The sequence below is a fragment of the Azospirillum picis genome, from assembly GCF_017876115.1.
Taxonomy (GTDB): domain Bacteria; phylum Pseudomonadota; class Alphaproteobacteria; order Azospirillales; family Azospirillaceae; genus Azospirillum; species Azospirillum picis.
Genome location: NZ_JAGINO010000004.1, coordinates 16,009 through 41,485 on the forward strand (window position 1 = coordinate 16,009; position 25,477 = coordinate 41,485).

General features: G+C 68.5%; 17 protein-coding genes. 10 read left to right on the forward strand and 7 right to left on the reverse strand.

What is annotated here, in order from left to right; translation table 11 throughout:
• The first annotated feature begins 48 nt into the window (after positions 1 to 48).
• From J2850_RS07430 to J2850_RS07445, 4 genes are all read left to right on the forward strand, one after another.
• Positions 49 to 2,109, forward strand: a complete 2,061-nt coding sequence (locus J2850_RS07430; RefSeq protein ID WP_209980261.1) for a hydantoinase/oxoprolinase family protein — start codon at positions 49 to 51, stop codon at positions 2,107 to 2,109.
• Positions 2,106 to 3,800, forward strand: a complete 1,695-nt coding sequence (locus tag J2850_RS07435; RefSeq protein WP_209980262.1) for a hydantoinase B/oxoprolinase family protein — start codon at positions 2,106 to 2,108, stop codon at positions 3,798 to 3,800. Before J2850_RS07430 ends, J2850_RS07435 begins: the two co-directional genes overlap by 4 nt.
• Before the next feature lie 74 nt (positions 3,801 to 3,874).
• Entirely contained in the window at positions 3,875 to 5,200 is a 1,326-nt protein-coding gene (locus J2850_RS07440; protein WP_246512884.1) for an MFS transporter, read from the forward strand.
• A gap of 157 nt (positions 5,201 to 5,357) precedes the next feature.
• Complete coding sequence (locus tag J2850_RS07445; RefSeq protein ID WP_209980263.1) at positions 5,358 to 6,602, forward strand: NAD(P)/FAD-dependent oxidoreductase; 1,245 nt, start codon at positions 5,358 to 5,360, stop codon at positions 6,600 to 6,602.
• Between the two features lie 529 nt (positions 6,603 to 7,131).
• Here the strand turns inward: J2850_RS07445 and J2850_RS07450 are convergent.
• Complete coding sequence (locus J2850_RS07450) at positions 7,132 to 8,688, reverse strand: hypothetical protein (RefSeq protein ID WP_246512885.1); 1,557 nt, start codon at positions 8,686 to 8,688, stop codon at positions 7,132 to 7,134.
• Positions 8,689 to 8,954: 266 nt separating this feature from the next.
• Here J2850_RS07450 and J2850_RS07455 point away from each other — a divergent pair, with 266 nt between their 5' ends.
• Positions 8,955 to 9,197, forward strand: a complete 243-nt coding sequence (locus J2850_RS07455) for a hypothetical protein (protein WP_246512886.1) — start codon at positions 8,955 to 8,957, stop codon at positions 9,195 to 9,197.
• A gap of 71 nt (positions 9,198 to 9,268) precedes the next feature.
• Here the strand turns inward: J2850_RS07455 and J2850_RS07460 are convergent, their stop codons facing one another.
• The 3 genes from J2850_RS07460 to J2850_RS07470 all read right to left on the reverse strand — a co-directional run bounded on the left by J2850_RS07460 (position 9,269) and on the right by J2850_RS07470 (position 15,698).
• Positions 9,269 to 10,579 carry an HlyD family type I secretion periplasmic adaptor subunit gene (locus tag J2850_RS07460; RefSeq protein ID WP_209980264.1) on the reverse strand — a complete coding sequence of 437 codons (1,311 nt, stop codon included), beginning with the start codon at positions 10,577 to 10,579 and terminating at the stop codon, positions 9,269 to 9,271.
• Positions 10,580 to 10,609: 30 nt separating this feature from the next.
• On the reverse strand, positions 10,610 to 14,707 hold the full coding sequence (locus tag J2850_RS07465) for a peptidase domain-containing ABC transporter (protein WP_246512887.1): 4,098 nt from the start codon (positions 14,705 to 14,707) through the stop codon (positions 10,610 to 10,612).
• Between the two features lie 475 nt (positions 14,708 to 15,182).
• The gene (locus J2850_RS07470; protein ID WP_209980265.1) at positions 15,183 to 15,698 is read right to left on the reverse strand and encodes a MarR family winged helix-turn-helix transcriptional regulator; all 516 of its coding nucleotides are present in this window, start codon (positions 15,696 to 15,698) and stop codon (positions 15,183 to 15,185) included.
• A 607-nt stretch (positions 15,699 to 16,305) separates the two neighbouring features.
• On the opposite strand from J2850_RS07470, the gene J2850_RS07475 reads away from it, so the two are divergent.
• Complete coding sequence (locus J2850_RS07475; protein ID WP_209980266.1) at positions 16,306 to 17,466, forward strand: HlyD family secretion protein; 1,161 nt, start codon at positions 16,306 to 16,308, stop codon at positions 17,464 to 17,466.
• Positions 17,463 to 19,067, forward strand: a complete 1,605-nt coding sequence (locus J2850_RS07480) for a DHA2 family efflux MFS transporter permease subunit (protein ID WP_209980267.1) — start codon at positions 17,463 to 17,465, stop codon at positions 19,065 to 19,067. The genes J2850_RS07475 and J2850_RS07480 overlap by 4 nt, the downstream gene beginning before the upstream one ends.
• On the opposite strand, the gene J2850_RS07485 is transcribed toward J2850_RS07480, so the two are convergent.
• A complete protein-coding gene (locus tag J2850_RS07485; RefSeq protein ID WP_209980268.1) occupies positions 19,057 to 19,734 on the reverse strand; it encodes a TetR/AcrR family transcriptional regulator C-terminal domain-containing protein in 678 nt (225 codons plus the stop codon). The two genes, J2850_RS07480 and J2850_RS07485, sit on opposite strands and share 11 nt — an antisense overlap.
• Before the next feature lie 98 nt (positions 19,735 to 19,832).
• Here J2850_RS07485 and J2850_RS07490 point away from each other — a divergent pair, with 98 nt between their 5' ends.
• Positions 19,833 to 20,471, forward strand: coding sequence for an MSMEG_1061 family FMN-dependent PPOX-type flavoprotein (locus J2850_RS07490; protein WP_209980269.1), 639 nt, complete (start codon positions 19,833 to 19,835; stop codon positions 20,469 to 20,471).
• 86 nt (positions 20,472 to 20,557) lie between these two features.
• On the opposite strand, the gene oxlT is transcribed toward J2850_RS07490, so the two are convergent.
• Positions 20,558 to 21,868, reverse strand: a complete 1,311-nt coding sequence (gene oxlT, locus J2850_RS07495) for an oxalate/formate MFS antiporter (RefSeq protein WP_209980270.1) — start codon at positions 21,866 to 21,868, stop codon at positions 20,558 to 20,560.
• Positions 21,869 to 22,215: 347 nt separating this feature from the next.
• Here oxlT and J2850_RS07500 point away from each other — a divergent pair, with 347 nt between their 5' ends.
• Together J2850_RS07500 and J2850_RS07505 are read left to right on the forward strand one after the other, a co-directional pair.
• Positions 22,216 to 22,860 (forward strand): thiamine phosphate synthase, encoded by a 645-nt coding sequence (locus J2850_RS07500; RefSeq protein WP_209980271.1) that lies wholly within the window; start codon positions 22,216 to 22,218, stop codon positions 22,858 to 22,860.
• Positions 22,861 to 23,063: 203 nt separating this feature from the next.
• Positions 23,064 to 23,753, forward strand: a complete 690-nt coding sequence (locus J2850_RS07505; protein WP_209980272.1) for a GntR family transcriptional regulator — start codon at positions 23,064 to 23,066, stop codon at positions 23,751 to 23,753.
• A gap of 62 nt (positions 23,754 to 23,815) precedes the next feature.
• Here the strand turns inward: J2850_RS07505 and pyk are convergent, their stop codons facing one another.
• The gene (gene pyk / locus J2850_RS07510; RefSeq protein ID WP_246512888.1) at positions 23,816 to 25,297 is read right to left on the reverse strand and encodes a pyruvate kinase; all 1,482 of its coding nucleotides are present in this window, start codon (positions 25,295 to 25,297) and stop codon (positions 23,816 to 23,818) included.
• Positions 25,298 to 25,477 lie beyond the last annotated feature (180 nt).

Consider the following 25,477-nt stretch of genomic DNA (forward strand, 5'->3'; position numbering starts at 1 on the left):
CGCGCGCCGCTCAGTGACAGGCAGACATGAGACGCAATCGGAGGCATTGTGAGACGGAACATTGAAATCGGCGTCGATACCGGCGGCACCTTCACCGACGTCGTGTGCCATGAGCCGGGGCAGCCGCTCCGCGTTGTCAAGATTCCGAGCACGCCGAAGGATCCCAGCGAGGCGGTCTTGGCGGCCCTGCCGCACATGCAGCGTGAATGGGGAATCCAACCGGACCGCATCGCCCGCTTCATCCACGGCACGACGGTGGCGACCAACGCGGTTCTGGAGCGCAAGGGCGCCAGGATCGGTCTTCTGACCACCGCCGGCTTCTCCGACGTCATCGAGATCGGGCGCCAGCTTCGCCACGACACCTACGGCATCGCGCTGACACCGGAAACTCCCATCTTCCTGGCGCCGGGGCGCCAGCGCCGCGAGATCGACGAACGCATCGGCGCCAAGGGCGAGGTCGTCCGTCCCCTCGACCCGCAGCAGGTCCGCGCAGCCATCGTCGATCTGGTGGACTCCGAAAGGATCGAGGGGCTTGCGGTCTGTTTTCTCTTCTCCTTCCTGAACGATGCCCATGAGCGTGAGGTCGCGGCCATCGCCCGCGAACTCTATCCGGATCTTCCGGTCTCGCTCTCCAGCGACGTCAACCCGGCCTTCCGCGAATATGAGCGGACCGTCGTCACGGCGTTCGACGCCTACATCAAGCCGGTTATCAACGGCTATCTCACGCGCCTGGAAAACAACCTGAAGGCGGCCGGCGTCACGGCTCCGCTGCAGATCATGCAGTCCCGGGGCGGCGTCGCGGCGGCCGAGATCGCCCGGATGCGGCCGGTAAACCTGTTCCTGTCCGGTCCCGCCGGCGGCGTGATCGGCGGCCGGATGGCCGGCGTTTCGGTCGATTGCGAGAACCTGATCACCGTGGACGTCGGCGGGACGAGTTCCGACATCGCGCTGATCAGCCGCGGCAAGCCGATCCTGCGGGCCGAAGGGCTGATCGACGGTTTCCCCGTGCGCACCGGCATGGTGGACGTCAACGCCATCGGTGCCGGCGGCGGCAGCATCGCCTGGATCGACGGCGGCGGTGGCCTGCGGGTCGGTCCGGAATCCGCCGGTTCCGATCCCGGGCCCGCCTGTTACGGCCGGGGTGGCGTGCGCGCGACGGTGACCGACGCCTCCATCGTCCTTGGCTATCTCAACCCCGACTATTTCGCCGGCGGACGGCTGAAGCTCGATCCCGGCAAGGCCGCCGAGGTCATCGAGCGCACCATCGCCCGGCCTCTGGGACTGAGCGTCGAAGAGGCCGCGGCGGGCATCCACAAGGTGGTGAACGCCCAGATGTCCGAAGGCATCCGGCTGGTGTCCATCAAGCAGGGGCTCGATCCGCGCAACTTCGTCCTGGTTCCGCTCGGTGGCGCCGGTGCGCTGCACGCCACGGCGCTGGCGCAGGATCTCGGCATCGACCGGATCATCGTCCCCCAGCATCCGGGCGTCCTGGCCGCCATCGGCCATCTGTGCGCGCCGGTGGAGCATGCCGCATCGGTCGCCATCCAGAAGCGGCTGGACGACCTCTCGGTCGAGGAGGTCGCGCAGGCCCTGTCCGGTCTCGACCGGCGCTGCGCCGACCTGATGAGCCACGAGGGCGATCTGCCCCATCCGCCGTCCGTCCGCTACACCGCCGATGTCTGCTACGTCGGTCAGTCCCACCACATCGAAGTGCCGCTGCATCCGGGGGCCGGCTGCTTCGACCGGCTCCGCGGCGACTTCCTGGAACTGCACGACCGTATCTTCGGCTATGCGACGGCGGGAGCGCTGAAGATCGCGAATGTCCACGCCATTCACGAAGCCAAGACCGACAGCGACCTGATCTTCGCCGCGGCCCGCGACGGTGCTGCGACTGCAGGCGCGATCCGGCGCGTCCGGTTCGCCACGACGGGCGAGGCCGTGGACACCCCGATCTACCAAAGGACGGCGTTGGCCCCGGGCGCGAAAATCCATGGTCCGGCGATCGTCGAGCAGGCCGACACCACGACCGTCATCGATCGCGGATGGACCGCCCGGGTCATCCAGGGCGGGGTCCTGTCGATCGAGCGCAACGCAGGAGCAGACGCATGACCGCGCAGCACGACACGCCGGACGCCATCACGCTGGAAGTCGTCCGCAACAAGCTGGACGGCATCGCCAACGAGATGCAGAGCACGCTTCTGCGCAGCTCCTTCTCGTCGATCGTCAAGGAAGGGCTCGACGCCTCGGCATGCCTCTTCACCGTCCGTGGAGAGTCGCTGGCTCAGGCGATCGCGATCCCGATCCATCTGGTGACGCTCGCCCCGATCATGAAGAAGTTCCTGGACGTCTTCCCGATCGACAGCATCCGGCCGGGCGACATCTTCATCATGAACGACCCCTATCTCGGCGGCACCCACCTGCCGGACCTGGCGCTCGCCTATCCGGTGTTCCGGGGCGACGAGATCGTCGGCTTCAGCGCCGCCATGACGCACCACCAGGATGTCGGCGGGAAGTCGCCGGGATCGGTGCCGACCGATGCGACCGAGATCTTCCAGGAAGGCATCCGCATTCCGCCCCTGCGTCTGCGCGACGGGGGCACGCTGAACGATACCCTCATCCAGGTGCTGCTGCGCAATGTGCGGGTGCCCGAGATCTTCATGGGCGATCTCAACGCCCAGATCGCGGCCTGCACGGTCGGCGCCCGGCGGGTCCTCGACCTGTGCGACGCCTATCCGAAGCTCGACATGCAGACCGTCTTCGACGTGCTGCTCGACCGGTCGGAGGAGATGACCCGCCAGGCCCTGCGGCGCGTTCCCCCCGGCGTCTACCGCTACACCGACTATCTCGACAACGACGGCATCGACCTCGACACGCCGGTCAGGATCGAGGTGACGGTCACGCTGAAGGACGGCGAGTTCATCTGCGACTTCACCGGCTCCAGCAAGCAGGTGAAGGGTCCTTTCAACTGCGTGCCGTCCGGCGCCCTGGCGGCGGCCGGCTTTGCCATCCGCACCCTGACCGACCCGCGCATCCCGACGAACGGCGGCTGTTTCCGGCCGATCCGGCTGGTCCTGCCGGAAGGCTCGATCGTCAACCCGAAGGAGCCGGCCCCGGTCAACGCCCGCACCGCGACCATCAAGCGGATCACCGGTGCCATCCTCGCCTGCTTCAAGGACGTGCTGCCCGAGAAGGTGCCGGCGGATTCCGGCGGCGAGTTGCTGTTCGTGTCGTTCGGCGGCGCCCGTGGCGATGGCACGCGCTACGTCGTCGGCGACCTGATCGCCGGCGGCAGCGGTGCCAGCGCGTTGGGAGACGGCGTCGATGTCATCGAGACCGACGCGACCAACTGCATGAACCTGCCCGTCGAGGCGCTCGAACTCGAAGCGCCGATCCGCGTCCGGCAGGTGCGGGTCCGGCGGGATTCCGGCGGTGCCGGGCGGTTCCGCGGCGGGCTCGGCACGGTGCGGGAATACGAGGTCCTCGAAGGCGAGGCCGTCCTGACCCATCGCGGCGAGCGCCACCTCACTCCCGCCAAGGGCAGCCAGGGCGGCGGGGACGGCGCATTGGCACGGTCGACCATCCACCGCGCCGACGGCACGGTCGAGGTCATCCGGTCCAAGCTGATGACGCAACTCAAGGCCGGTGATCGGCTGGTCGTCGAGACCGCCGGCGGCGGCGGCTACGGCGCCCCGGACCAACGCGAGGCCGCCAAGGTCGGCGAGGACGTCCGCAACGGCAAGATCAGCGAAGGCTCCGCCAAGGAGCAGTACGGCAAGGTGCATCACGGTATCGGTGCGTAAGCCGGCCGCCACCAGCGTCGGCAATAAGAACAAAGCAAAAATGCGAACGGATGAACAGGACGGAGAGGCAAGACATGTCTGTGCAAAGCGAGGTGGTGACCGGCCGGCAGGACGGAGCCATGGCATCGGTCCAGCCCCGGCTCGATGCCGGCACCCGCCGGCGCGCCTTGGTCGCGGCGGTGATGGGGAACGTTCTGGAATGGTATGACTTCGCGGTCTACGGCTACTTCGCGACGATCATCGCGAAGCAGTTCTTCTCCGCGACCGACGAGATCACGGCGCTGTTGTCGGCCTTTGCGACCTTCGGCATCGGGTTCGCGGCCCGGCCGCTCGGCGGCATCATCATCGGCCGGATCGGCGACGTCTACGGGCGCAAGTTCGCCCTTCTCATCACCATGTTCCTGATGGCGGGCAGCACGGTGCTGCTCGGCCTCATCCCCTCCTACGACTCCATCGGCGTCGCAGCGACCGTGCTGGTCGTGCTCGCCCGCATCCTGCAGGGCTTCTCGGCGGGCGGCGAATGGGGCGGGGCCACCGCCTTCATCGTGGAATGGGCGGCTCCCAACCGGCGGGGATTTTTCGGCAGCTTCCAGCAATGCTCGGTCGCTGCGGGCCTGCTTCTGGGATCCGCCATCGCGGCGCTGTTCAGCTCGATCATGAGCGTGGAAACGCTGGAAAGCTGGGGCTGGCGAATTCCGTTCCTGCTCGGCGGCATTCTCGGTCCAGTCGGCCTGTACATGCGCCGCAACATCGACGAGACGCCGGCCTTCAAGGAAGCGCAGACGAACGCCGTCGAGCCGGACGCCGGCTTCGACAGCCCGGCCGTCCTGGCGGCCAAGGCCTTCGGCTTCGCCGTGGCCTGGAACGCCATCTATTACATCTTCCTGTCCTACATGCCGACCTTCAGCATCAAGTATCTGCAGCTATCGCGTGCCGAGGCGCTCTGGTCGAATTCCGCCGGCCTCGTCGCCCTGGTCCTGGCCGTGCCACTCATGGGCCGGCTTTCCGACAGCATCGGCCGCAAGCCGCTGCTGCTGACCTGCTGCGGTGCCTTCGCGTTCCTGACCTATCCGATCTTTTCCTACATGATCGCGGCCCCGTCCTTCGCCCTGGTGCTCGCGCTGCAAATCTTCTTCGCGGTCGCGATCGCGACCTTCTCCGGCCCCGGTCCCGCGGCGATCGCGGAGATTTTCCCGACGCGCATCCGCTCCACCTGGATGTCCATCGGCTACAGCCTCGCCGCCGCAACCTTCGGCGGGTTCGCACCCTTCATCGCCACCTGGCTGATCAACCAAACCGGAAACCCGATCTCGCCGGTCTATTTCGTCATCGGCAGCGCCGTGCTGAGCGGCCTCGTCATCCTTGGGCTGCGCGAGACGGCTCACAAGCGGCTGCACTGAGGACCGGCGGCCTGTCGGCCGCCATCCGTCCAGGGCGCGGTCTCGCCCGTATCACCCGCCGCCATGGACGGCGGCGGGTCCAAAGAAGGGAGCGGCGTGGCAACCCGCCGTTCCAAACTCGTCCTGGTGCTCCCGACGGGAGCTGTGAGGTGATGTGGTGACCACTGAGAAACCGGATGTCATTGTGATCGGAGCCGGCATCGTCGGCCTGTGCGTTGGTCTCAATTGCCTCAAGAGCGGCCACCGCACCCTGATCCTCGACGGCATGAAACCGGGCACGGGAGCGTCGTTCGGCAACGGCGGCATGCTCTCGGTCGATTCCTTTTCCCCGATGGCCATGCCGGGCATGATCTGGAACGTGCCGGGATGGCTGATGAACCCGATCGGGCCGCTGGCGCTGCGGCCTTCCTATCTGCCCAGGTCGCTTCCGTGGCTGATGCGCTGGTTGAAGGCCAGCAGCCGTTCGAGCGTGCAGGTGGCCTCGCAGGCATTGCGGGCTCTCAACAGCCGCTCGATCGACTTCTACCGGGACTTGCTGGGGGAAAGCGAGTTTTCGCGGCTGATCCGTACCAAAGGGTCCATGCAGGTCTGGGACACCCCGGTGGTCAGTCCATCCCAGCAACTCGTCGGTGCGCTGAGGTCGGAGTTCGGCATTCCATCCCAGGATCTGACCGGCGACGAGTGCCGCGAACTCATCCCCCAGCTCTCTCCGGCGATCTCGCGGGGCATCTATTTCCCGCGGAACGGCCACATCGTCAGCCCGGCCGCCCTGACCGAGACGCTGGCGCGCATCTTCGTCGAAGCCGGCGGAGCGATCCGGGCCGAGCGGGTCATGACGCTCCTGCCCAATGCGGATGGCGGCGCCACGCTGATGACATCCACCGACAACCATTCGGCGCCACACGTCGTCGTCGCCGCCGGCGCCTTCTCCAACCGCGTGCTGGAACAGGTCGGCTGCCGCATCCCACTGGAAACGGAGCGCGGCTATCACGTCAACGTCAAGGCGCCCTTCGACATCGCCATGCCCCTGCTCTATCCCGACAAGGGCTTCGGCGTGACCCCCATGCTGGAAGGATTGCGGGTCGGCGGTACCGTCGAAATCGCTGGTCTGGACGCCCCGCCGAAGATGGAGCGGGCAAAGGCCCTCATCGCTCATGCCCGCGCGCTGTTTCCCAAGGACGACATCGAGCCGGGCCGGCTCTGGATGGGCTTCCGGCCTTCCGTGCCGCGCAGCGTCCCGATCATCGACGAGGTGCCGTCCTGTCGCGGACTCTATGTCGCCACCGGGCACGGCCATTATGGGATGATCGCGGCACCGGCCACCGGCAAGCTGATGGCGGACATCGTCGCACGGCGGGCACCGACCATCGACCGCTCGCAATACCGCATCGCTGCCGCCTGACCAGTGTTGTCCGGACGCGGTCGGCGTCTCCAACTCGGCCGTCAATCGGCTTTGCGGATCGGGGCTGGACGCTATCGGCACCGCGGCGCAGGCGATCCGGGGCGGCCGGCTCACCGACCTTCGTCGAATCGGCTTTTTGTCAGCGGGTTGAAGACGCTTCCGGTGTCCTACCGGTTCCGATCCGACTGAGATGGTCTCGTCCCGGCCGGGACGAATGACGAGAAACGCGGATCACCGATCCATTTAAGGTGGATGTCTGTTTTCCCAAGTCGTTTTCGGGAACCGGATGGCTCCATCCGTTCATCGACGCCGAGCGGGCGTTCGGTAAAGGCCAAATCCTGCCCCCGTAACCAAGACACTGAACGTCCCGTTCCGAAAGGAGCGGGGCGTTCTTGCATTCGGGCTCCCCGGCATGGTGGCGGCATGGTACCGCGCGGATCGCATTGCCAGCCGGCGGACGACGGGCGGATGGGACGACCGGTCGGTTCGGTCCGGATAGCTTGGCCAAGGCGCCCCGGTCCGGGCGTGTTCAACCGGCGGCGGCGTCCGCCTTGCCGGAGGACGGACCGATACCGCGTTGCTGTGCGGCATCCAGCAGGCCCAGCAGTTCGCCCGATACCCACCAGCGGCATTTGCGGCGTTCTTCGGTCGCGACGGTGACCACGCGTTCGATCAGCCGGCTCTCGCCGGCGTCCAGCTCGCGCCCGTCGCGCAGGGCATGCTCGACGATCGCCAGCAGGGTCTTGTCGATGGCCGTCACTTCGAGCGGATAACCGGCCTCCTCCGCCAGCTCGCACAGCCGCGCCATACCCGTCAAGGCATCGTCACGGCCGTACACGCCGGTCTGGCGGAACAGGCCGGCCAGATGATCGCCGATGGCCGGCAGCCAGGGGTTCGAGGAGGCGGCGATGCCGCGCCGGCGCAGTCGGTGGTTGAAGCCGTTGATGAAGCGGACGGCGTCGATCAGCGGCACCGCCGAGGTCGCGGTGTTGAGCGTCAGCAGGCGGTGGCTCAGCACCGGCACCACTTCGGCCTCGACCAAGCCGGTGACCCGCCCGACCGCCGCCGAGGCCACCGCCCAGTTGCGGCTGCCGCGCTCGATGCCGAAGCCCTGCAGTGCGTCGTACCAGCGGAAGGCCCGCTCCAGCAGCCGGTCCACCGCCTCTCCGGCGGTAAGCTGCGGCGGTGCCGGGCGACCGAGATGAAGGCTCTCCAGCTTCTGCCGGAGGCATTGCCAGGCGAACTGGACATGGGCGACGGCGGCGTCGGCCAAGGGGGCGCTCGGCAGCAGGCCGAACAGGGCGAGCGCCTGGTCCGGATCACGCGAGGCGTTGATCAGCGACAGGGCGTAGAGCAGGCCGCCATCGGGAAGCCCGCCGCGCTCGACCATGCCGGAAACGGTGTGCAGGGTAGCGATGGTGTCGCGCGGACGCACCGCACCCTTCCACAAGGGGGCATGCTCAAGCATGGCGTCCAACACCGTCAGGTCGGCCATCGACAGCGGGATCACCCCTGCAAGCCCGCGCTTGCGCAGCAGCGTGGCCCGTTCGGCATTGGCCGTCGCCAGCAGCGGGCCGGCGGCACCGCGCTGGCGCAGCACCTCCAGCGAGCGGATGCGCAACTCCTCCGCCCAATCGGCCGCCGCCGAGGAGGCGAGGACCGCGTCCAGCGGATGCTCGCTGGCCCGCCCGGCGACATCGCTCTGGACGCGGCCGGCCAGTTCGCGAAGGTGTGGCAGCAGCGCGAACCACCAGGCGCTGGCATCGACCACGTGCATGCAGCCCGGTGGCCGTGCCTCCGCCAGCATCAGCGCGTCGGTGCGCAGCATCACCGGGTCGAACCAGCCGGTCCAGATGCGGCGCGCATGCTCCGTCCGCGGGCCGTTCAGCATAGCGACGATGAGGCGGCCGACCTCCACCGTCATCTGGTCGTCCTCCAGGTGGCCGGCCTGCACCAGCTCGAAGAGCTTGGATTTCTGCGCCCGGTCGAGGGGAGCCAGAATCGCCTTGACCTTCTCCAGGCTGCTGACGGCCGGATCGATGTCGCCGGCCTGGAGAGGAATGCTGCGGATGGGGAGAGCCGCCATTGCTTTCTCAGGCCCTGGGGTTGTCACAGGCGCTGGTATCGCAAGGTCATTCTTAATCAGCAGCAGCATTTATTGCCACCGATATATGGTAACGGAATCTGTCGAAACGGACCGGGCATCGGCCGGCGCAGCGGGCCGTCCGGCGCTCGGGCTTGTCGAATTATGCATAAATTCGTTTCATTTAAGCGCTAAATCGACCTTCACCTCCGCAGCTGGTGGCGCGCATCATCGGGAGCGCTGCGCGCGTCCCGGCCCAAGGGGCAAAGATGAACACCACCTCCATTCCGGCTTCCAGGTTGCCTTTCCCGATGACTGAACCCGCTTCATCCAAAGCCAAGCAGGTCATGGATGATTTCCTCGCCGGTATCGCCGGGAGCGGCCTGTCGGACGGCGACCGCGCGATGGCCTACCAGACGGCGCTCAAGCACCTGATGGATCATCTGATCCGGCGCGAGGGCTGGCTGGCCGAGGAGTTTGCCGGCGTCGCCCGGTCTCTCGGCGCAAACTGACCGCGGCACGCCGTCCCGCCTTGCCGTCCCCCACCATGCCATCCACCGCCTTGTCTCCCAGTGCGCGATGATCAGCGCTCGGTGAAGCTGTCCGACAGCGCGAAGTAGATCGGCTTCAGCAGGTAGTCGAGCAGCGACCGCTCGCCGGTGGTCATTTCCACCTGCGTGGTCATGCCCGGCAGCACCGGATGCTGGGTGTCGTCCTGTCCCACGTGATTGCGCTCCAGCTCGATGATCGCCTTGTAGTAGGGGCGATGCTGCTCGTCGAGGAAGGTGGAGGCGGAGATGCGCTGCAGCTTGCCCGGAATGGCGCCGTAGCGGGCGAAATCATAGGTCAGCACCTTCACGGTCGCGCCGAGCCCGATGTGGAGTTGGCCGACGTCGCGCGGGGTGACATGGGCCTCGACGGTCATCGCATGGTCGACCGGGACGACCTGCATCAGGACGCCGCCTTCGGGAACCACCGCACCGACCGTGTTCACCCGCAGGTCCTGCACCAGCCCGCGCACCGGCGACAGCACGGTCAGGCGCTGTGCCCGGTCGTCCAGCTTGGCCTTCGCCTCGCGGAGTTGCGCGATCTCGGCGGTGACGGTGCCCATCTCGGTGATGGCGTCCTGCGCCAGCTTGGCCGTCTGGTCCAGGATGCGGTTGCCGGCCTCGGTGATCGCCTGCCGAGTGGCAATGATCTGCCCCTCGATCCGTCGCTGCTCGCCCAGCAGGCGGGACTGCTCGCGCTGGGTCTCCAGCGACTGCAGCTTGGAGGACAGGCCCATCGATTCCAGCTTGGTGCGGATGTCGACGGAGCCGGTGATCAGGGCGATCTGGTCCTTGATGCTGGCGAGCTGCCCCTCGTACAGGGCCAGTTCGGCCTCGCGCTGCGACACCTGGGCGCGGAGGACGGCGGTGGCGGTGTCGCGCGCCTGGCGCTGGGTTTCGAAGATCAGGCGCTGGTCGGCGACCTGCGTCGGGTCGGCACCGGCGAAACGGGCGAAATCCGGTGCCCGGCCGGCGGCGAAGGCGCGCAGCCGCTCCGCCCGCAGGTCGAGCGTCAGCAGGCGTGCGTTCATCTGCTCCAGTTCGGCCTTCACCTGCTTGGCGTCGAAGACCACAAGCGGCTGCCCGGCCTCCACAAGGTCGCTGTCCTTGACCAGGATCTCCGAGACGATGCCGCCTTCCAGATGCTGGACGACCTGGGCGTTGCCGGACGGGGCCACTTGGCCGGCGGTGACGACGGCCTCCTTGACCGGCATCAGGGTTGCCCAGGCCAGCAGTGCCGCCAGCAGCAGCACCAGCACGAGGATGGTGGCGCGCACCAGCGACAGCATGGCGTCGTCGGCGTTGAGCGATTTGCCGGTCGGGCGGGCGAGGTCGGAAGCAGCCATGGCGCGGATCACACGATTTCAGGAGGAAGGTCAGCGGGGCGGGGTCGAGGCGAGGCCGACCGGGCGCTGGAGCGACGCGCCGCCCAGCAGCGCCCCGGCAATGCCGTTGGCGGCAGCGGGTCCCGGCCCACCACCGCCGGGGCCGGCCGGGCGCGGACCGGGCAGGCCGCCGGCGGGCTTGGCGGGGGCGATCATGCCGGCTTCCATGGTCAGCACCGTGTCGGCCAGGGTCAGGTGGCTCGGGCGATGGGTGACCAGGAAGATGGTGCTGTGTCCGCGCAGGGCGGCCAGGGCCGCCTGCAGGGCCTTGTCGCCGTCGAAATCCAGCCGGCTCGCCGGCTCGTCCAGAAGCAGGATGCGCGGGCGGCGGATGTAGGCGCGGGCCAGGCAGATCTTCTGGGTCAGACTGGGGGACAGCCGGACCGACTGGTTGTCGCCGATGCGTGTGTTCAGCCCGTCCGACAGCGCCTCCACCTCGTCGAGCGCACCGGCCAGCGACAGCGCCCAGCGCAACTCGGCATCGTCGGCCGTCTGGTCGGCGAAGCGCAGGTTCTGCGCGACGGTGCCGTAGAACAGGCTGCTGGCCTGCGGCACGTAGCCGATCGACTTGCGCAGGTCGATGGGGTCCATCTGCCGGATGTCGACGCCGTCGATGCGGACATTGCCCGCCTGCGGCGCGTAGAGGCCCAGCATCACCTTCAGCAGCGAGGATTTCCCGGCCCCGTCGGGGCCGACGATGGCGACCGTCTGTCCAGGCTTCACCGAGAAGGAGACGCCGACCAGCGCCGGGTCGGCATCGTTGCGATAGCGCAGCGACACGCGGGAGAAGGAAACCTCCCCCTTCAGCCGGCGGGGCTGCAGGGTCGCGCAGCGCGGCTCGCGCTCCGGCCGCATGCTCATCAGGCCGTTGATCTGGCGGGCGTTGGCGCGGAGCTGCTCGATCCGGGGCAGCATCGACACGGCGGTCTGCAGCGGCACCATCACCCGCCACAGCAGCATCATCGATGCCATCAGCGCACCCGGCGTCATCGCGCCGGCGAAGACCTGGAGCGCACCGACGCCGACGGTGGCGAGGCCGGCGATCGGCACCACCAGCCCGGCCAGCGACGCGTGGGTGGCCGACAGGTTGGCGGCGCTGTGGCCGGACCGCGCGGTGCGGGCGGACAGCCGGTCGTAGCGGTCGCGCCAGTGCGCCAGCCCACCGACCTCGCGCAGCGCCGGCATCTTGGCGACCATCTCGACGAAGAATTCCTGCCGCTCGGTGTCGGCCCTGGCGGTGGAGCTGGTACGGGCGCGGACCAGCGGATGGACCGCCGCGCCGATGGCGGCGGTCACCACCACCGCCCCCAGCGGCACCAGCGCCAGCGGACCGCCCAGCATCGCCATCACCGCCAAATAGAACAGGGCGAAGGGAACGTCGAACAGCGCGGCGACCTGTCCCTGGCTGATGAAGTCGCGGATCGACTCCAGGTCCTTCACCCGGGCGATCTGGGTGCCGATGTTGGCGCGCTCGCTCATGCCGACCGGCAGCATCAGGATGCGGTCGATGGTGGCGTTGCTGACCGTGCGGGCGATGCGCGACCCGGCATGCGCCAGCGCGCGGCCACGGATCTGGCGCAGGGCGAAATCGCCCCCGACCACCAGCAGCGCGCCCACGGTGATGGTCACCAGCGTGTCGATCGACCCGGTGGCGATCACCTTGTCGTAGATCGCCATGGTGAAGAGCGGGGTGGCGATGGACAGCACGTTGATCACGGCGCTGAGCCCCAGCACCGCCCACAGCAGCGGCAGGAAGCCATGGACGACCGTGGCGACCCATCCCTGCGACCCGGCGCCGCTCGTCGTCTCCAGCGGGGTGAAGACATAGGCGGTGCCCTTGCCGGCGGTCAGCGTCACGGTGCCGCGGGTCTGGCCGCTGAAGGCGATGACGCCATTGCCTTCGCCCTCGCCCTCGATCGAAAGCAGGGTGTGGACGGCACCGTCACGCCCCTGGAACAGGCAGGGCAGCAGGGCCGGGTCCGGGCGGGCCAGGTCGATGCGGGTGCGGCGCCCCTCGAAATGCAGGCGCTGCAGGACGTCGCACAGCTCCTCGACGGTCTGGACCTCCGAGAAGTGGGGCAGCGCTTCGGCCAGCGTCTGGGGCGCGCCGCGCCAGCCCAGGCCGTCGAGCAGCGCCACCATGCAGGCGCCGACGGCCGAGGTTTCCGAAAGGCGGCGGCGCTGGGCGTCGCTGTCGTCGTGCGCGGCTTGCAGGGGCTCGGCGCCGGGGGCCGCCTTCGCGGACTCGCCGGCGATACCGGACGCGACCAGGACCGGCTGCGGGATGGAACCGTCGGCCCCGGGTTCGGCACGGCCGACCACGCGGCCGTCGACGATCTGCACGACCCGGTCGGCGAGCGCCATGTGAGACGGGCGGCTGGTGACGAGCAGGACGGTGACGCTTCCGCGCAGATCCTCCAGCGCACGCCGGAACACCGCATCGGATTCCGCATCCAGCGACGAGTTGGGCTCGTCCAGCAGCAGGACCGCGGGTTCCCGGACCAGCGCGCGGGCCAGGCAGATCATCTGGCGCGCGCCGCGCGGCAGCGCTTCCTGCGAAGCATCGCCCACGATGGTCTCGTAACCCTGCGGCAGGCTCGCGATGCGCCGATCCAATCCGAACCGCCGGCAGACCTCCATTGCCAGGTCGGCACGGCTGGGGTCGAACAGCGTCAGGTTCTGCAGGATGGTTCCTTTGAAGAGCTCCGGGTGCTCGCCGACATAGACGACGCCGCCGATGCCCGTCATCGCGTCGGCGTCGGCTGCCGCCCGGCCTTCGGCCGCCGTCCGTACCCCGACCCTGACATGGCCTGCGGTGGGGCGCAGGACACCCAGGATCAGGCGCAGGAGCGTCGTCTTGCCGGAGGCGTTGGTCGCCAGCACGCCGAGAAACTCACCGGGGCCGACGCTGAGGGACAGGTCGTTCAGGATGTTCGGCCCGCCGTCGTAGGCGAACCGGACATTGTCCATCTCGATCGAACCGCAGGCCAGCGGCTCGCCGACGGCGCCATCGCCCTGGCGCGTGGCGGTCGGGCCGCCTGCTGGGGTGTCCGCGGGGGCGGCGTCGCCCGCCCCGACCTCGAGCAGGACATGGCCGATGCGGCGCAGGGACAGCGACACCGACTGGTAGCGCACCCAGCGGTCGAACAGCGCCTGCACCGGCTGGACGCAGCGGCCGGCCAGCATCGAGCAGGCGGTCAGCACGCCCGTCGTCATCACCCCGTCGATCACCGACACGCTGCCGACGATGACCACCAGCATCATGGCCGCCTGAGCCAGCGTGGTCGCGACCGTCGAGGTGGTGCCGCTCAGCCGGGCGACGTTGTAATCCTCCTCGCTGCATCCCTGCTGCAGGCGCTCGTGCCGCCGCAGCAGCCCGCCTTCCGCGCCGAGGCCCTTGACGGTGTGCACGCCGCCCAGCACTTCGCTGATGAAGTTCAGCCGCCGCTCTTCCAGCGTGTGGCGGCTCTCCAGCGCGCGGCGCATCCGCTTGCCGAGGAATGCGCCGACGATCAGGAACAGCACGAGCACCGCGAGCGGGATCACGACCAGCCAGCCGGCGAGCAGCGCGATCAGGCCGAGGTAGAGGGCGGCGAAGGGGATGTCGATCGCCGACTGGAGCGCTTGGCCGGCGTAGAACTCCCGCACGACCTTGATGGAGCGATAGACCTCGAAATGGGTGCCGATGCCCTGCTGGGAAAACGAGTTCAGCGGCATGTGCATCAGGCGGTCGATCAGCGTGGCGCTGGACTGGTGCTCGATGCGCGCGCCCATCCAGGTCGTCAGGGCCGACCGTGCGACCCGCAGGATCGCTTCCATCACCGCCGCAGCGCCGCAGCCGATGCCGAGAAGCAGCATCGTGCCATAGGATTCGTTGGGCAGGATCCGGTCGTAGACGTGCAGCAGGGTGACCGGCAGGGCAAGGCCGAAGACGTTCAGGGCGAAGGAGGCCAGCACCAGCATGAGGCGATCGCGGCGCGGTCCCAGCATGCCGGACAGCAGCCGGCGTCCGGCGCGTTCGGCATCCCGGTCGCGGGCGGCATGGGCCGACGGAGTCTGGCGGATGGACGAGGGAGATGCGGGCTGCAATACGATCAACCTGTACACAAGGGCTAACCAAGCAGCCAATCAACACCATAATTGCTAGTGATAGGTAAATCCGCGAATAGCAACAAATAGCAACCGTCCCGCCAAAAGGGGTATCCCGAAAGCAGCACGGCTGGATCAGGATGGCTGGCGCCGAAGCACGGAAACACGGCGTTCCTTGGCCGAGCTTCACCGTGTGGGGCGGAAAGGCGGCCGAAGGACCTTGTCTTCAATCCGGACCTGCGCCGAAATTGATCACAGGTCTTGGCGGGCTATCTGGAATGTGCAGCGCCCCGGCCGTCGCAGCACCAGGTTGCACGGGCCGCAGATGGCGGCTTGGCAGGCCGACTCGGGCGATGCCCGCCAAGGCGAAGACGCCGCCAAGGCAGCGGGGCTGGTGGGGCATCGTGACCGGCAAGTCGGCGACGGGATGCCGGACGGTGCCGATGCCGACGATCGGCACCGCCGGCCGTGGGGATCAGGCCGACGGCGCCCCGTCGGGCGTGCGATCGCCGGCCATGCCGTCATCCGGCGTATCGCCGGCCACGCCCTCCGTTTCGCATTGCATGTGGGAAATGATGCGTCTCATGAGGCGGGCAGAGGCCGCGCGGTCTTCATCCGCCATGTCGGCGACGGGCGGCCCGAGCCACCGGTGGAGCGGGTCGCGCCTCAGCAGGCTCCGCCCGTCCTCCGTCAGGTCGAACAGCCAGCCGCGCTTGAAGCCGGGGTGTGGCCGGCGCCGGAGCAGGCCCTTGTCGACCAGCGTGGAAACGGTGCGTGACACCGGCGCCATATGGAGCCGCTGGAAGCGGGCCAGCGCCGTCAGGGTTCGCGCCGCTTCCGGTGAGTCGCGGAAATAGCGCAACGCCACCCACTGCGCCGGGAACAGCCCTTCGGAAAAGCCGATCCCATAGACCAGCCGGCTGACGTGGTCCAGCAGGGTGACCAACTCGTCATCCGCCGACTGTCCATTGCCATCCCCCGGCGTCGCCAACGACCTTCCCCCTACGGCATACGGCAGGAACCGCCCCGACCCGGGACGGTGTCCGCCATGCAGCGTGTCATTGGAAAGCTCCCGCCGCACGACGGGATGCTCTCGGTGCAGACTGTACCGAAGTCAACCTGCGGGAGGAAGTGGCAGCCTTTGCTCTTCTCCACGCGGGGTCGGCCCTCGCTTGACGGGATCGTCGCCGATGAAAACCCGGGCCGCGGACCACGGGACCTGCGCTCCGGGCGCAACCGCCCGGGCCGATGTGCCATCCCGGCCTGATTAGTTTCGACGGTCCGGCCACCGGCCCCCACGGGGAAGAACAGGATCGCCGCCGGGCTGCCGTCGGGACGCATGCGGCCGCCGACCGCAACCTCCCGCGGTGTTCCCGCCCGGCCGCCTGCGGGCGTACGGGAAGGGTGGGGCCGGCCATCGACCATGAGCATAGCTGTTTTGCGGCGGGATGAAGGCACTTTCAACCGCTGCGGTGCAACGGAATGGGGGGCAGCGGTGTTTCGCGCTGGGGAGCGGCGCAGCCACCCCAAGGACGAAACCAATGACAACGGCCCGGCACCGCCTCGGCGCCGGCCTCTTCGGTCAGGAGTGCCGTACCATGCCGGATGACCAGCAGCGAAGCGACGGCGTCACGCCGACGCAGGAGGAGGACCGCCGCGAGGCCGGACGCAGCGAGCGCGCCGCCGCCGCGGAAGGGAGTGGCAAGCACGATGGCGGCGGGGGCAAAAAGCCCGGCTTCATCCGGCGCCATCCCGTGGCGATCATCGTCGGGCTGGTGGTCCTCGCGCTGCTCGCGGTGGGCGGCTACATCTATTGGCTGCGCAACATCCATCCCTTCGAGACGACCGACGATGCCTTCGTCGACTCCCGGCAGTTTCCCATCGCGCCGAAGGTGACCGGCTATGTGACGGAGGTCGCCGTCGCCGACAACCAGCATGTCCAGGCCGGCGACCTGCTGTTCCGCATCGATCCGCGCGATTACCAGACTTCCGAGTTGCAGGCGAAGGCGCAGATCGATTCCGCACAGGCGGCGATCGACAGCGCCGACGCCCAGATCGCCGCCCAGCGCGCCCAGATCGACCAGGCGCGGGCCGAGGTCACCCAGGCCCAGGCGGCGGTCAAGTTCGCGGAGGAGGATGCCGCGCGCTACCGCGACCTCCAGTCCCGCGGTGCCGGCACCGTTCAGCAGGCGCAGCAGTCGGCGGCGAACCTGCAGGAGCAGCAGGCGAAGCTGACCAGTGCCAACGCCGCCGTCCTCGCCGCCGAACGGCAGGTCGGTGCATTGCAGGGCCAGCGGGCGAGCGCCGTCGCCGACCTGGCGCGGGCGAAGGCCCAGTTGGCCCAGGCGCAGCTCGACCTTTCCTATGCCACGGTCACCGCGGCGCAATCCGGCAGGGTGGTGCAACTGTCGGGCGCGGTCGGCCAGTACGCCCAGGCCGGGCAGAGCCTCGCCATCTTCGTGCCTGACGACAAATGGGTCACCGCCAATTTCAAGGAGACCCAGATCACCGACATGCGGCCGGGCCAGCCGGTGGACATCAGCATCGACGCCTATCCCGACCGCAAGGTCACCGGGCGTGTCGACAGCGTCCAGCCGGGCTCCGGCACCGCCTTCTCGCTGCTGCCGGCCCAGAACGCCACCGGCAATTACGTCAAGGTCGTCCAGCGCGTTCCGGTCAAGATCACCGTCGACCAATGGCCCGACGGCGTCTCTATCGGGCCGGGGATGTCGGTGGTCCCGACGGTGACGGTGCGATGAGCGGCGCCGTCGAGGGGGCGAGGGGTGGCGGGGCGTCCGCCTTCGACCCGTCCCAGGGCGCCGCAGGCGGGCACAATCCGTGGCTGATCGCGGTCGTGGTTTCCATCGCCACCTTCATGGAGGTGCTGGACACCACCATCGCCAACGTGGCGCTCCGGTACATCTCGGGGACGCTCGCGGTCGGCGCGGACGAGGCGTCCTGGGTGGTCACATCCTATCTGGTGGCGAACGCCATCGTGCTGACGGCCAGCAGCTTCATCGCCAAGCGCTACGGCCGCAAGCGCTTCTATCTCGGCTGCCTCGCGCTGTTCACGGCCAGTTCGCTCGCCTGCGGCTTCGCCTGGAACCTGGAATCGCTGCTGCTTTTCCGGGTTCTGCAGGGGTTCGCCGGCGGCGGCATGGTGCCGATCTCCCAGTCGATCCTGGCGGACAGCTTTCCTCCCAACAAGCGCGGGCAGGCCTTCGCCATCTTCGGCATCGCCGTCGTGGTGGCGCCGGTGGTCGGGCCGACGCTGGGCGGCTGGCTGTCGGACAATTTCTCCTGGCACTGGTGCTTCCTGATCAACGGCCCGGTCGGCTTGCTCGCCTTCGCCCTGGTCAGCATGCTGGTGCAGGAGCCGAAGGCAGCCATCGAGGAGCGCCGGCGGCTGAAGCGGCAGGGCGTCAGGCTGGACGTCGTCGGTTTCCTGCTGGTGGCGACGTTCCTCGGGTCGCTGGAAGTGATCCTCGACCGCGGACAGACCGACGACTGGTTCGCGTCCAACTTCATCGTCGGCTTCACCATCGTCTGCGTGCTCGCCTTCTGCCTGATGATCCCCTGGGAGATGACGCGGGAAAACCCGATCCTCGACCTGCGGATGGTGGCGACGCGGCAGTTCGGGTCGTGCTTCCTGGTGATGATGGCGACCGGCGCCATCCTGATCGCGACGACGCAGTTCCTGCCCGAGCTGCTGCAGAGCTACTACGGCTTCACCGCCACCTGGGCCGGCCTCGCGCTGTCGCCGGGCGGTCTGGTGACGATGATGATGATGCTGGTGGTCGGGCGGCTGTCCAGCCTCGTCCAGCCGAAATACCTGATCGCCACCGGGGCGGCCATCGTCGCCCTGGCGATGTGGGACCTGACGCGCCTGAACCCCGATTCCACCTTCTGGTTCTTCGCCTGGTCGCGCATCTATATCGGGCTCGGGCTGCCGCTGATCTTCATCCCGATCACCACGGCCTCCTACTACGGCATTCCACGCGAGAAGACCGATCAGGCCTCCGCCCTCATCAACGTGGCGCGCAACGTCGGCGGCTCCATCGGCGTCTCGATCGCCCAGAACGTCCTGGCGTTCCGCGAGCAGTTCCACCAGAGCCGGCTGGTCGAGCATGTCGTCCCGTCCAGCCCCGGCTACCAGCAGGCGATGGAGCAGGCGACCCGCTTCTTCTCCTCCGCCGGCGGCGGGGCGGTGGCGGCGAGGGAGCGGGCCATCGCCTGGATCGGGCAGCAGGTGCAGCTCCAGACGGCCTATTGGGCCTACATCGACGTCTTCTTCGCGCTGATGCTGATTTCGCTGGCGGCGGTGCCGCTGGCTCTGATCCTGCGCCGGGTCAAGCTGTAGGCGGCCCTGCGGCGGCAGCGGCCGCCGGCATGGCCGCTGCCAGTCCCCCGGTCAGAACCCGCAGCCCGAAGAGGAAGCGGTCGTCCGGATCGTCGGCGGCCAGGGCGGTCAGGGCCGAGACTGCCAGCGGGTGGCGGCCTGCCTCCCGGTCGGCCGCCTGCCGGGCCAACGCGCCGAGGTCGACGCCCCCGCTCCCGCTCCCGCTCCCGCCCGTCGATGCCTGTTCCTCGATGGTGAAGCCCAGCACGAAGCATTGGATGGTGAAGAGGGCGCGGATGGCCGTGCGTTCGTCGGCGCCGGCCTGCAGAAGGGGAGCGATCAGCCGCTCCGTCAGGCCCAGCACCCCCTCGGTCACCGGGAAGGTCCCCGCATAGACGCGTGCGCCGTCGCGGCGGGACTTGAGGACGCGGCGCTGCTCGACCGCCACCGCCTGGAGCCAGCCGGCCCAGTCACCCTCCCTGGCCGGTGGCAGGGCGAGCTCCGCCAGCATCGCGTCGGCCATTGCGTCGAACAACGACTGCTTGCCGGGGAAGTGCCAGTAAAGCGACGGCGCCTGGATGCCCAGCGCCTGCGCCAGACGCCGCATCGTCAACCCTTCCATGCCCACCTCGTCCAGCAGCGCGAGCGCCGCGGCGACCACCTCCTGCCTCTGCACCTTCACGCTCATCCCCACTCCAATCGTCCCGGCCGTTCCCGTCCTGCTTGACAGCCTAACGGCGTTAGGCAAATCTAACAACGTTAGTTTTGTCGCTCCGGAGCCACGCCATGGACCCGCACCGCATTTGCACCATCGAAGAACTGCGTCGGCATTACGACCAGCCGACCGAACGCCTGCGCAGATCGACCCTGTCGCATCTCGACGACCACAGCCTGCGTTTCATTGCCGCGGCGCCGTTGGTTTTCATCGCCACCATGTCGGATGCCGGCATGGATTGTTCGCCGCGCGGCGGCCGACCCGGCTTCGTGCGGGCGTCCAACCGGCGAGAGCTTGCGATTCCGGACTGGCCGGGGAACAACAAGCTGGCTTCGATCGAGAACATCCTGGCGTCCGATGGCGCCTGCGGCCTCGTCTTCCTGGTTCCGGGGCAGGACCTGTTCCTGCGGGTGAACGGCACCGCCACGGTGACGATGTCCCCCGATCTGCTGGCGCTGGCGGCCGAAGGCGACCGCAAGCCGAAGGCGGTCGTCCGGCTGGCGGTTGCGGAAGCGTTCTTCCATTGCGGCAAGGCGCTGCGCCGCTCGCACCTGTGGCAGCCCGACCAGTGGGTGATTCCCGCCGACATGCCGACACCGGGGCAAGTGGTGAAGGACCAGACGGGATTTGCCGACTTGTCGGTGGAGGAGATCGACGCCCTTTACCGGCAGGGGCTGGCCGCCGATCTTTATGGCGGCACCGGAAACTGACCGCCCGCCACCGGGAGCTCCGGCGCTGCCGGCCTCCGGCCGGCGCGCCGGGAACCGGCCCGGCCGGCCTTGCGGCCGGAGACCCGTCAGTCCGCGAGCCTGGTGGTCAGGCGCGGTGCCGCCGCGCTGGCGGCGGCGATATAGCGGGTCCGCAGCGGCTTGAGGACGAACAGCGCCAGGAAGGCGGCGAGCGCGTTGACGATGGCGACGCTGTAGAACACCGTCTGCCAGCTTCCGGTCGCCTCCACCATCAGGTTGCCGAGCGGCACCAGCAGCGCCGCCGTGCCCTTGGCGGTGTAGAGCAGCCCGGCATTCGTGGCGGCGTACCGCGAGCCGAAGGTATCCCCGCAACAGGCCGGGAACAGGCTGTAGATTTCGCCCCAGGCGAAGAAGACCACGCCCGTCAGCACGACGAAGGCGAGTGGGTCGCTGCCGTAGGCGCTGAGCGCCATCACGCCGACCGCCTCGATGGTGAACGCGATGAACATGGTGTTCTCGCGCCCGATATGGTCGGACACCCAGCCGAAGAAGGGACGGGTGATGCCGTTCATCACCCGGTCGATCGACAGGGCGAAGGTCAGCGCCGGCAGGGTCAGCCCAAGCAGGCTGACGGGTGCGTCGATCAGGTTCAGGTCGGTGGCGATGGGGCCGAGCTGCGCGGTCACCATCAGCCCGCCGGCCGCCACCATGGCGAACATGGCGTACATGATCCAGAAGACCGGCGTCCTCAGCATCTCCTGCGGGGCATAGTGCCGGCGCTTGGCGTCGGCGGCGGCAGCGCGCGCGCCTGCGGGCGCCGTGGCGTGCGGATCGGCGAGGAACCAGGCCAGCGCCAGGATCACCAGCCCCTGGCCGACGCCGAAGGCGAGGAAGGTCGCCTCGTAGCCGGAGGATTCGATCATGGAGGCGATCGGCACCACCGTCAGGGCCGAACCGGCGCCGAAGCCGGCGGCGGTGAGGCCGGCTGCGAGGCCGCGGCGGTCGGGGAACCATTTCAGGGCGTTGCCGACGCAGGTGCCGTAGACGCCGCCTGCGCCGATGCCGCCGATGACGGCGGCCAGATAGAGTATGGGCAGCGAGTCGGCCACGGCGTTCAGGACCCAGGACAGCGCGCACAGCGCCCCGCCCACCAGGACGACGATGCGCGGCCCGAACCTGTCGACGAACCAGCCCTCGACCGGCACCAGCCAGGTTTCGGTCACGATGAAGATGGTGAAGGCGATCTGGATCGCGGTGCGGCCCCAGCCGGTTGCGTCGTCGATCGGCTCGACGAACAGCGTCCAGCCATATTGAAGATTCGCGATCATCGACATGCAGACGACGCCGATCACCAACTGCATCCAGCGCCCACCCCAAGGTGCGACTTGGGGTGCGCCGCTGCGCGCGTCACGCACCATGTCTTTCCTCCCGATATCCACCCGACAGTTCTTTCGGACGTCCGGACCGTTACTTCTTTTGCATTGATGCGTTTTATTACCGCTCTTGCGGTCCGGGATGGAGACGGTACGGGACTTTGTGAACAGCCAGCGAAGGTTGGCATGCCAAATGCCCCATGCCCACGCTTACGATCATCAGTTTAACGGACAGTGTCAATACGAAGCATTCAGTGTCGCGATTGGTATCGCTGTGAAGGTCCAGTGGATCGCCGGATTTTTCCGGAGCTTGGAAAAAAACTGGATCCAGGAGTCGGGTGGCGGCGCCGACTCCTGCGATGATGGGCCGGTCGAAAGGGAAAGGGTGTGTCATGCCGTTGCCGTCGCCGCCGCTGATGGTCATCACCGACCGCCGGCTTGCCGTGGATCCGTTGCCGGAGTTGGCTGACCGCCTGTTTGCGGCCGGCGTCCGCTGGCTGTCGTTGCGCGACAAGGATTTGCCGGCCGGCGAGCGGCTGGGGCTGGCCAAGGCGCTGGCCGCACGCGCGCTCCGTTGGAATGCCATCGTCACCATGCACGGCGAACCCGAACTCGCGCGGATGGCCGGGCTGTCGGGGGTGCATCTGGGGGCCGGCAGCGACCCGGCTCGCGCCCGCGCCCTGCTGGGGCCGGCGGCCCTGGTCGGGCTGTCGTGCCACGACTCGGACCAAGGCGTCTTGCCGGCCAGTGAGCAACTTATGGTGGATTACCTATCCGTATCGCCGGTCTTCCCGTCGGCCAGCAAGCCGGGATACGGACCGACGCTGGGCGGGGAGGGCTTGAGACGGTGGGCCGCCGGGGGCATTCCGGTGCTCGGCCTCGGCGGCATCGACGAGGCGGAGGCGGCGACCGCCTGCATGGCGGTCGGTGCCGCGGGGGTGGCGGTGATGGGGCTGGCGATGCGCCGGCCGGAGGCGCTCACTCCGCTGCTCAGGGCGGTTGCCGAGGCGGGCGGGACGGGGCGCGCCGACGGTTGACGCGCTGCAGAAGACGGCGGCCCCCTGGACATTTCACCGGCTTGCATGCATCTGGTATGTAGGATACGAAAATCCGCCCTGCCGTCCCCTGTACGGGCGAGGCATGATCTCCGGGCCGCCGCCCGGACATCCGCCGCAACCGGCGAGACACCCGGCGGTACACACGGCGACATGCCACGGCGACATACAAGGACATCGACTCCATGACCGTTCCCGCGCTCAACGTCCAGCCCCTCGACACCGGAACGACCTTCCGCAGTCAGGTCTACCATGCGCTGAAGCAGGCGATCACGGAGATGGATATCTACGACCATGACCGCGAGATCCGCCTGGACGAGCGGCAGCTCAGCGACAAGCTCGGCGTCAGCCGCACCCCGATCCGCGAGGCGTTGACCCTGCTGGAGCAGGAGGGTTTCATCCGCCTGCAGCCGCGCCGCGGCATCTTCGTCGTGCGCAAGACCAAGACCGAGATCGTCGAGATGATCCAGGTCTGGGCGGCGCTGGAGAGCATGGCCGCCCGCATGGCCGCGGAGCATGCGCCGGCCGCCGAAATCCATAAGCTGTGGGACCTCTTCGGCGCCTTCGAGCAGCGCAGCCCGAAGGAGCATGTCAGCGAATACTCCGACGCCAACATCGCCTTCCACAAGAGCATCATCCAGCTCAGCGGTTCGAAGCTGATCCAGGACGTCACCGACAACCTGTTCATCCACATGCGGGCGATCCGCAAGCTGACGATCGGCCAGGAGGATCGGGCCGAACGCTCGATCCACGACCACCGTGCCATCATCAAGGCCCTGGAGGCCCGTGACGCCAACCTCGCCGAGCGGCTGGTGCGCGAGCACACCATGGGCCTGGCGGCGCATGTGGAGAAGCACTGCGACTTCCTGGAATAGGCGCCGCGCCGCCGATCCCCGTTCCCGGCCGCGCCGCCGGGACGGGGGAACGGCGGCATCGATCAGGCCGGCGCCGTTTCCAGTGCCGGCATTGCCTCCGAAGCCGCCCCCACCTGCGGGGCGGCGCCATCGTCGATGGTGACCACGCGCAGGGCGTTGGTCTTGCCGGGCGTGCCGAAGGGGACGCCGGCGGTGACCACCAGCGGTTGGCCGGGACGGCCGATGCCCGCCTGCGACGCCGCGGCCAGGGCACGGCCGACCATTTCCGAGAAATTGGCGACGTCGTCGGTCCACACTGCGTGGACGCCCCAGGCCAGCGACAGCCGCCGCGCCGTCTCGCGCCGGGAGCTCAGGCCGAGGATCGGCACGGTCGGCCGCTCGCGCGAGGCGCGTTGGGTGGTCGATCCGGTGGTGGTGTAGGTGACGATGCCGGCGGCGCTGATGGTTTCCGCGACCTGGCGGGCGGCGGCGGTCAGGGCGTCGGCGGCGGTCGCTTCGGGGTTGGGGTGGTCGGCGTCCATGATCCGGCGGTAGAGGGGATCGCGCTCGACCCGGCGGACGATGCGGTCCATCATCCGCACCGCCTCGACCGGATAGCGGCCGGACGCCGATTCCGCCGACAGCATCACCGCGTCGGCCCCGTCATAGACCGCATTGGCGACGTCGGAAGCTTCGGCGCGGGTCGGGGTCGGCTCCGCCACCATCGATTCGAGCATCTGCGTGGCGACGATCACCGGCTTTCCCATGGCACGGCTCAGCCGGATCATCTTCTTCTGCAGGCCCGGCACGTCCTCCGGCGGCAGTTCCACGCCCAGGTCGCCTCTCGCCACCATCACGGCATCGGACAGTTCGATGATGCGGTCCAGCGTCGGCAGGGCGGCCGGCTTCTCGATCTTGGTCATCACATGGGCGCGGTTGCCGATCAGCGCGCGCGCCTCCAGGATGTCCTCGGGGCGCTGGACGAAGCTCAGCCCGATCCAGTCGACTCCCAGCTCCAGCCCGAAGGCGAGGTCGCTGCGGTCCTTTTCCGACAAGGCGCTGAGGGCCAGCGCGGCGCCGGGGACGTTCACGCCCTTGCGGTCGGAGAGCGGACCGCCGGCCACCACCTCGGTCTCCGCATGGTCGGGGCCGCAATCGCGCACCCGCAGCCGGATGCGGCCGTCGTTGAGCAGCAGGTCCAGGCCGGACCGAAGGGCCGCGAACACCTCCGGATGGGGAAGGCTGACGCGGCGCGCGTCGCCGGGCCGGCGGTCGAGGTCCAGCCGGAAGCTGTCGCCGATCGCGAGTTCGACCGGTCCGGCGCCGAAGGTTCCAACCCGCAGCTTCGGCCCCTGGAGGTCGAGCAGCACGCCAAGCGGCCGGCCCAGCCGGTCCTCGACGGCACGGATGCGGGCATGGCGCTCGGCGTGCTCGGCCTGGGTGCCGTGGCTGGCGTTCAGGCGGAAGACGTTCACGCCGGCTTCCGCGAGGGCGACGATCTGGCTTTCCGAGGAACTGGCCGGACCCAGGGTGGCGACGATCTTTGTGCTGCGGTGATGGGGCATGACGACAGCCTTCCTCCGCCCGGCCCTCGGGCGAGAGGCCGGGACTGGCGAGTGAATGTTCCGGACGATGACGGGTGACGGTGATGGCGGCGATGCTGGAAGGGAGAGGCCGTACGGTCAAACGGCGCCCCGTCTCTTTCCGCATCGTGAGAGTGGTTCTTCGCACCGCCGGTGGACAGC

Excerpts from the sequence above, each read along its gene's own strand:
- J2850_RS07435 (WP_209980262.1), top strand. The coding sequence starts at position 2,106 with ATGACCGCGCAGCACGACACGCCGGACGCCATCACGCTGGAAGTCGTC.
- J2850_RS07440 (WP_246512884.1), top strand. The coding sequence starts at position 3,875 with ATGTCTGTGCAAAGCGAGGTGGTGACCGGCCGGCAGGACGGAGCCATG.
- J2850_RS07450 (WP_246512885.1), bottom strand. The coding sequence starts at position 8,688 with ATGGCGGCTCTCCCCATCCGCAGCATTCCTCTCCAGGCCGGCGACATC.
- J2850_RS07455 (WP_246512886.1), top strand. The coding sequence starts at position 8,955 with ATGAACACCACCTCCATTCCGGCTTCCAGGTTGCCTTTCCCGATGACT.
- J2850_RS07460 (WP_209980264.1), bottom strand. The coding sequence starts at position 10,579 with ATGGCTGCTTCCGACCTCGCCCGCCCGACCGGCAAATCGCTCAACGCC.
- J2850_RS07475 (WP_209980266.1), top strand. The coding sequence starts at position 16,306 with ATGCCGGATGACCAGCAGCGAAGCGACGGCGTCACGCCGACGCAGGAG.
- J2850_RS07480 (WP_209980267.1), top strand. The coding sequence starts at position 17,463 with ATGAGCGGCGCCGTCGAGGGGGCGAGGGGTGGCGGGGCGTCCGCCTTC.
- J2850_RS07485 (WP_209980268.1), bottom strand. The coding sequence starts at position 19,734 with ATGAGCGTGAAGGTGCAGAGGCAGGAGGTGGTCGCCGCGGCGCTCGCG.
- J2850_RS07490 (WP_209980269.1), top strand. The coding sequence starts at position 19,833 with ATGGACCCGCACCGCATTTGCACCATCGAAGAACTGCGTCGGCATTAC.
- oxlT (WP_209980270.1), bottom strand. The coding sequence starts at position 21,868 with ATGGTGCGTGACGCGCGCAGCGGCGCACCCCAAGTCGCACCTTGGGGT.
- J2850_RS07500 (WP_209980271.1), top strand. The coding sequence starts at position 22,216 with ATGCCGTTGCCGTCGCCGCCGCTGATGGTCATCACCGACCGCCGGCTT.
- J2850_RS07505 (WP_209980272.1), top strand. The coding sequence starts at position 23,064 with ATGACCGTTCCCGCGCTCAACGTCCAGCCCCTCGACACCGGAACGACC.
- pyk (WP_246512888.1), bottom strand. The coding sequence starts at position 25,297 with ATGCCCCATCACCGCAGCACAAAGATCGTCGCCACCCTGGGTCCGGCC.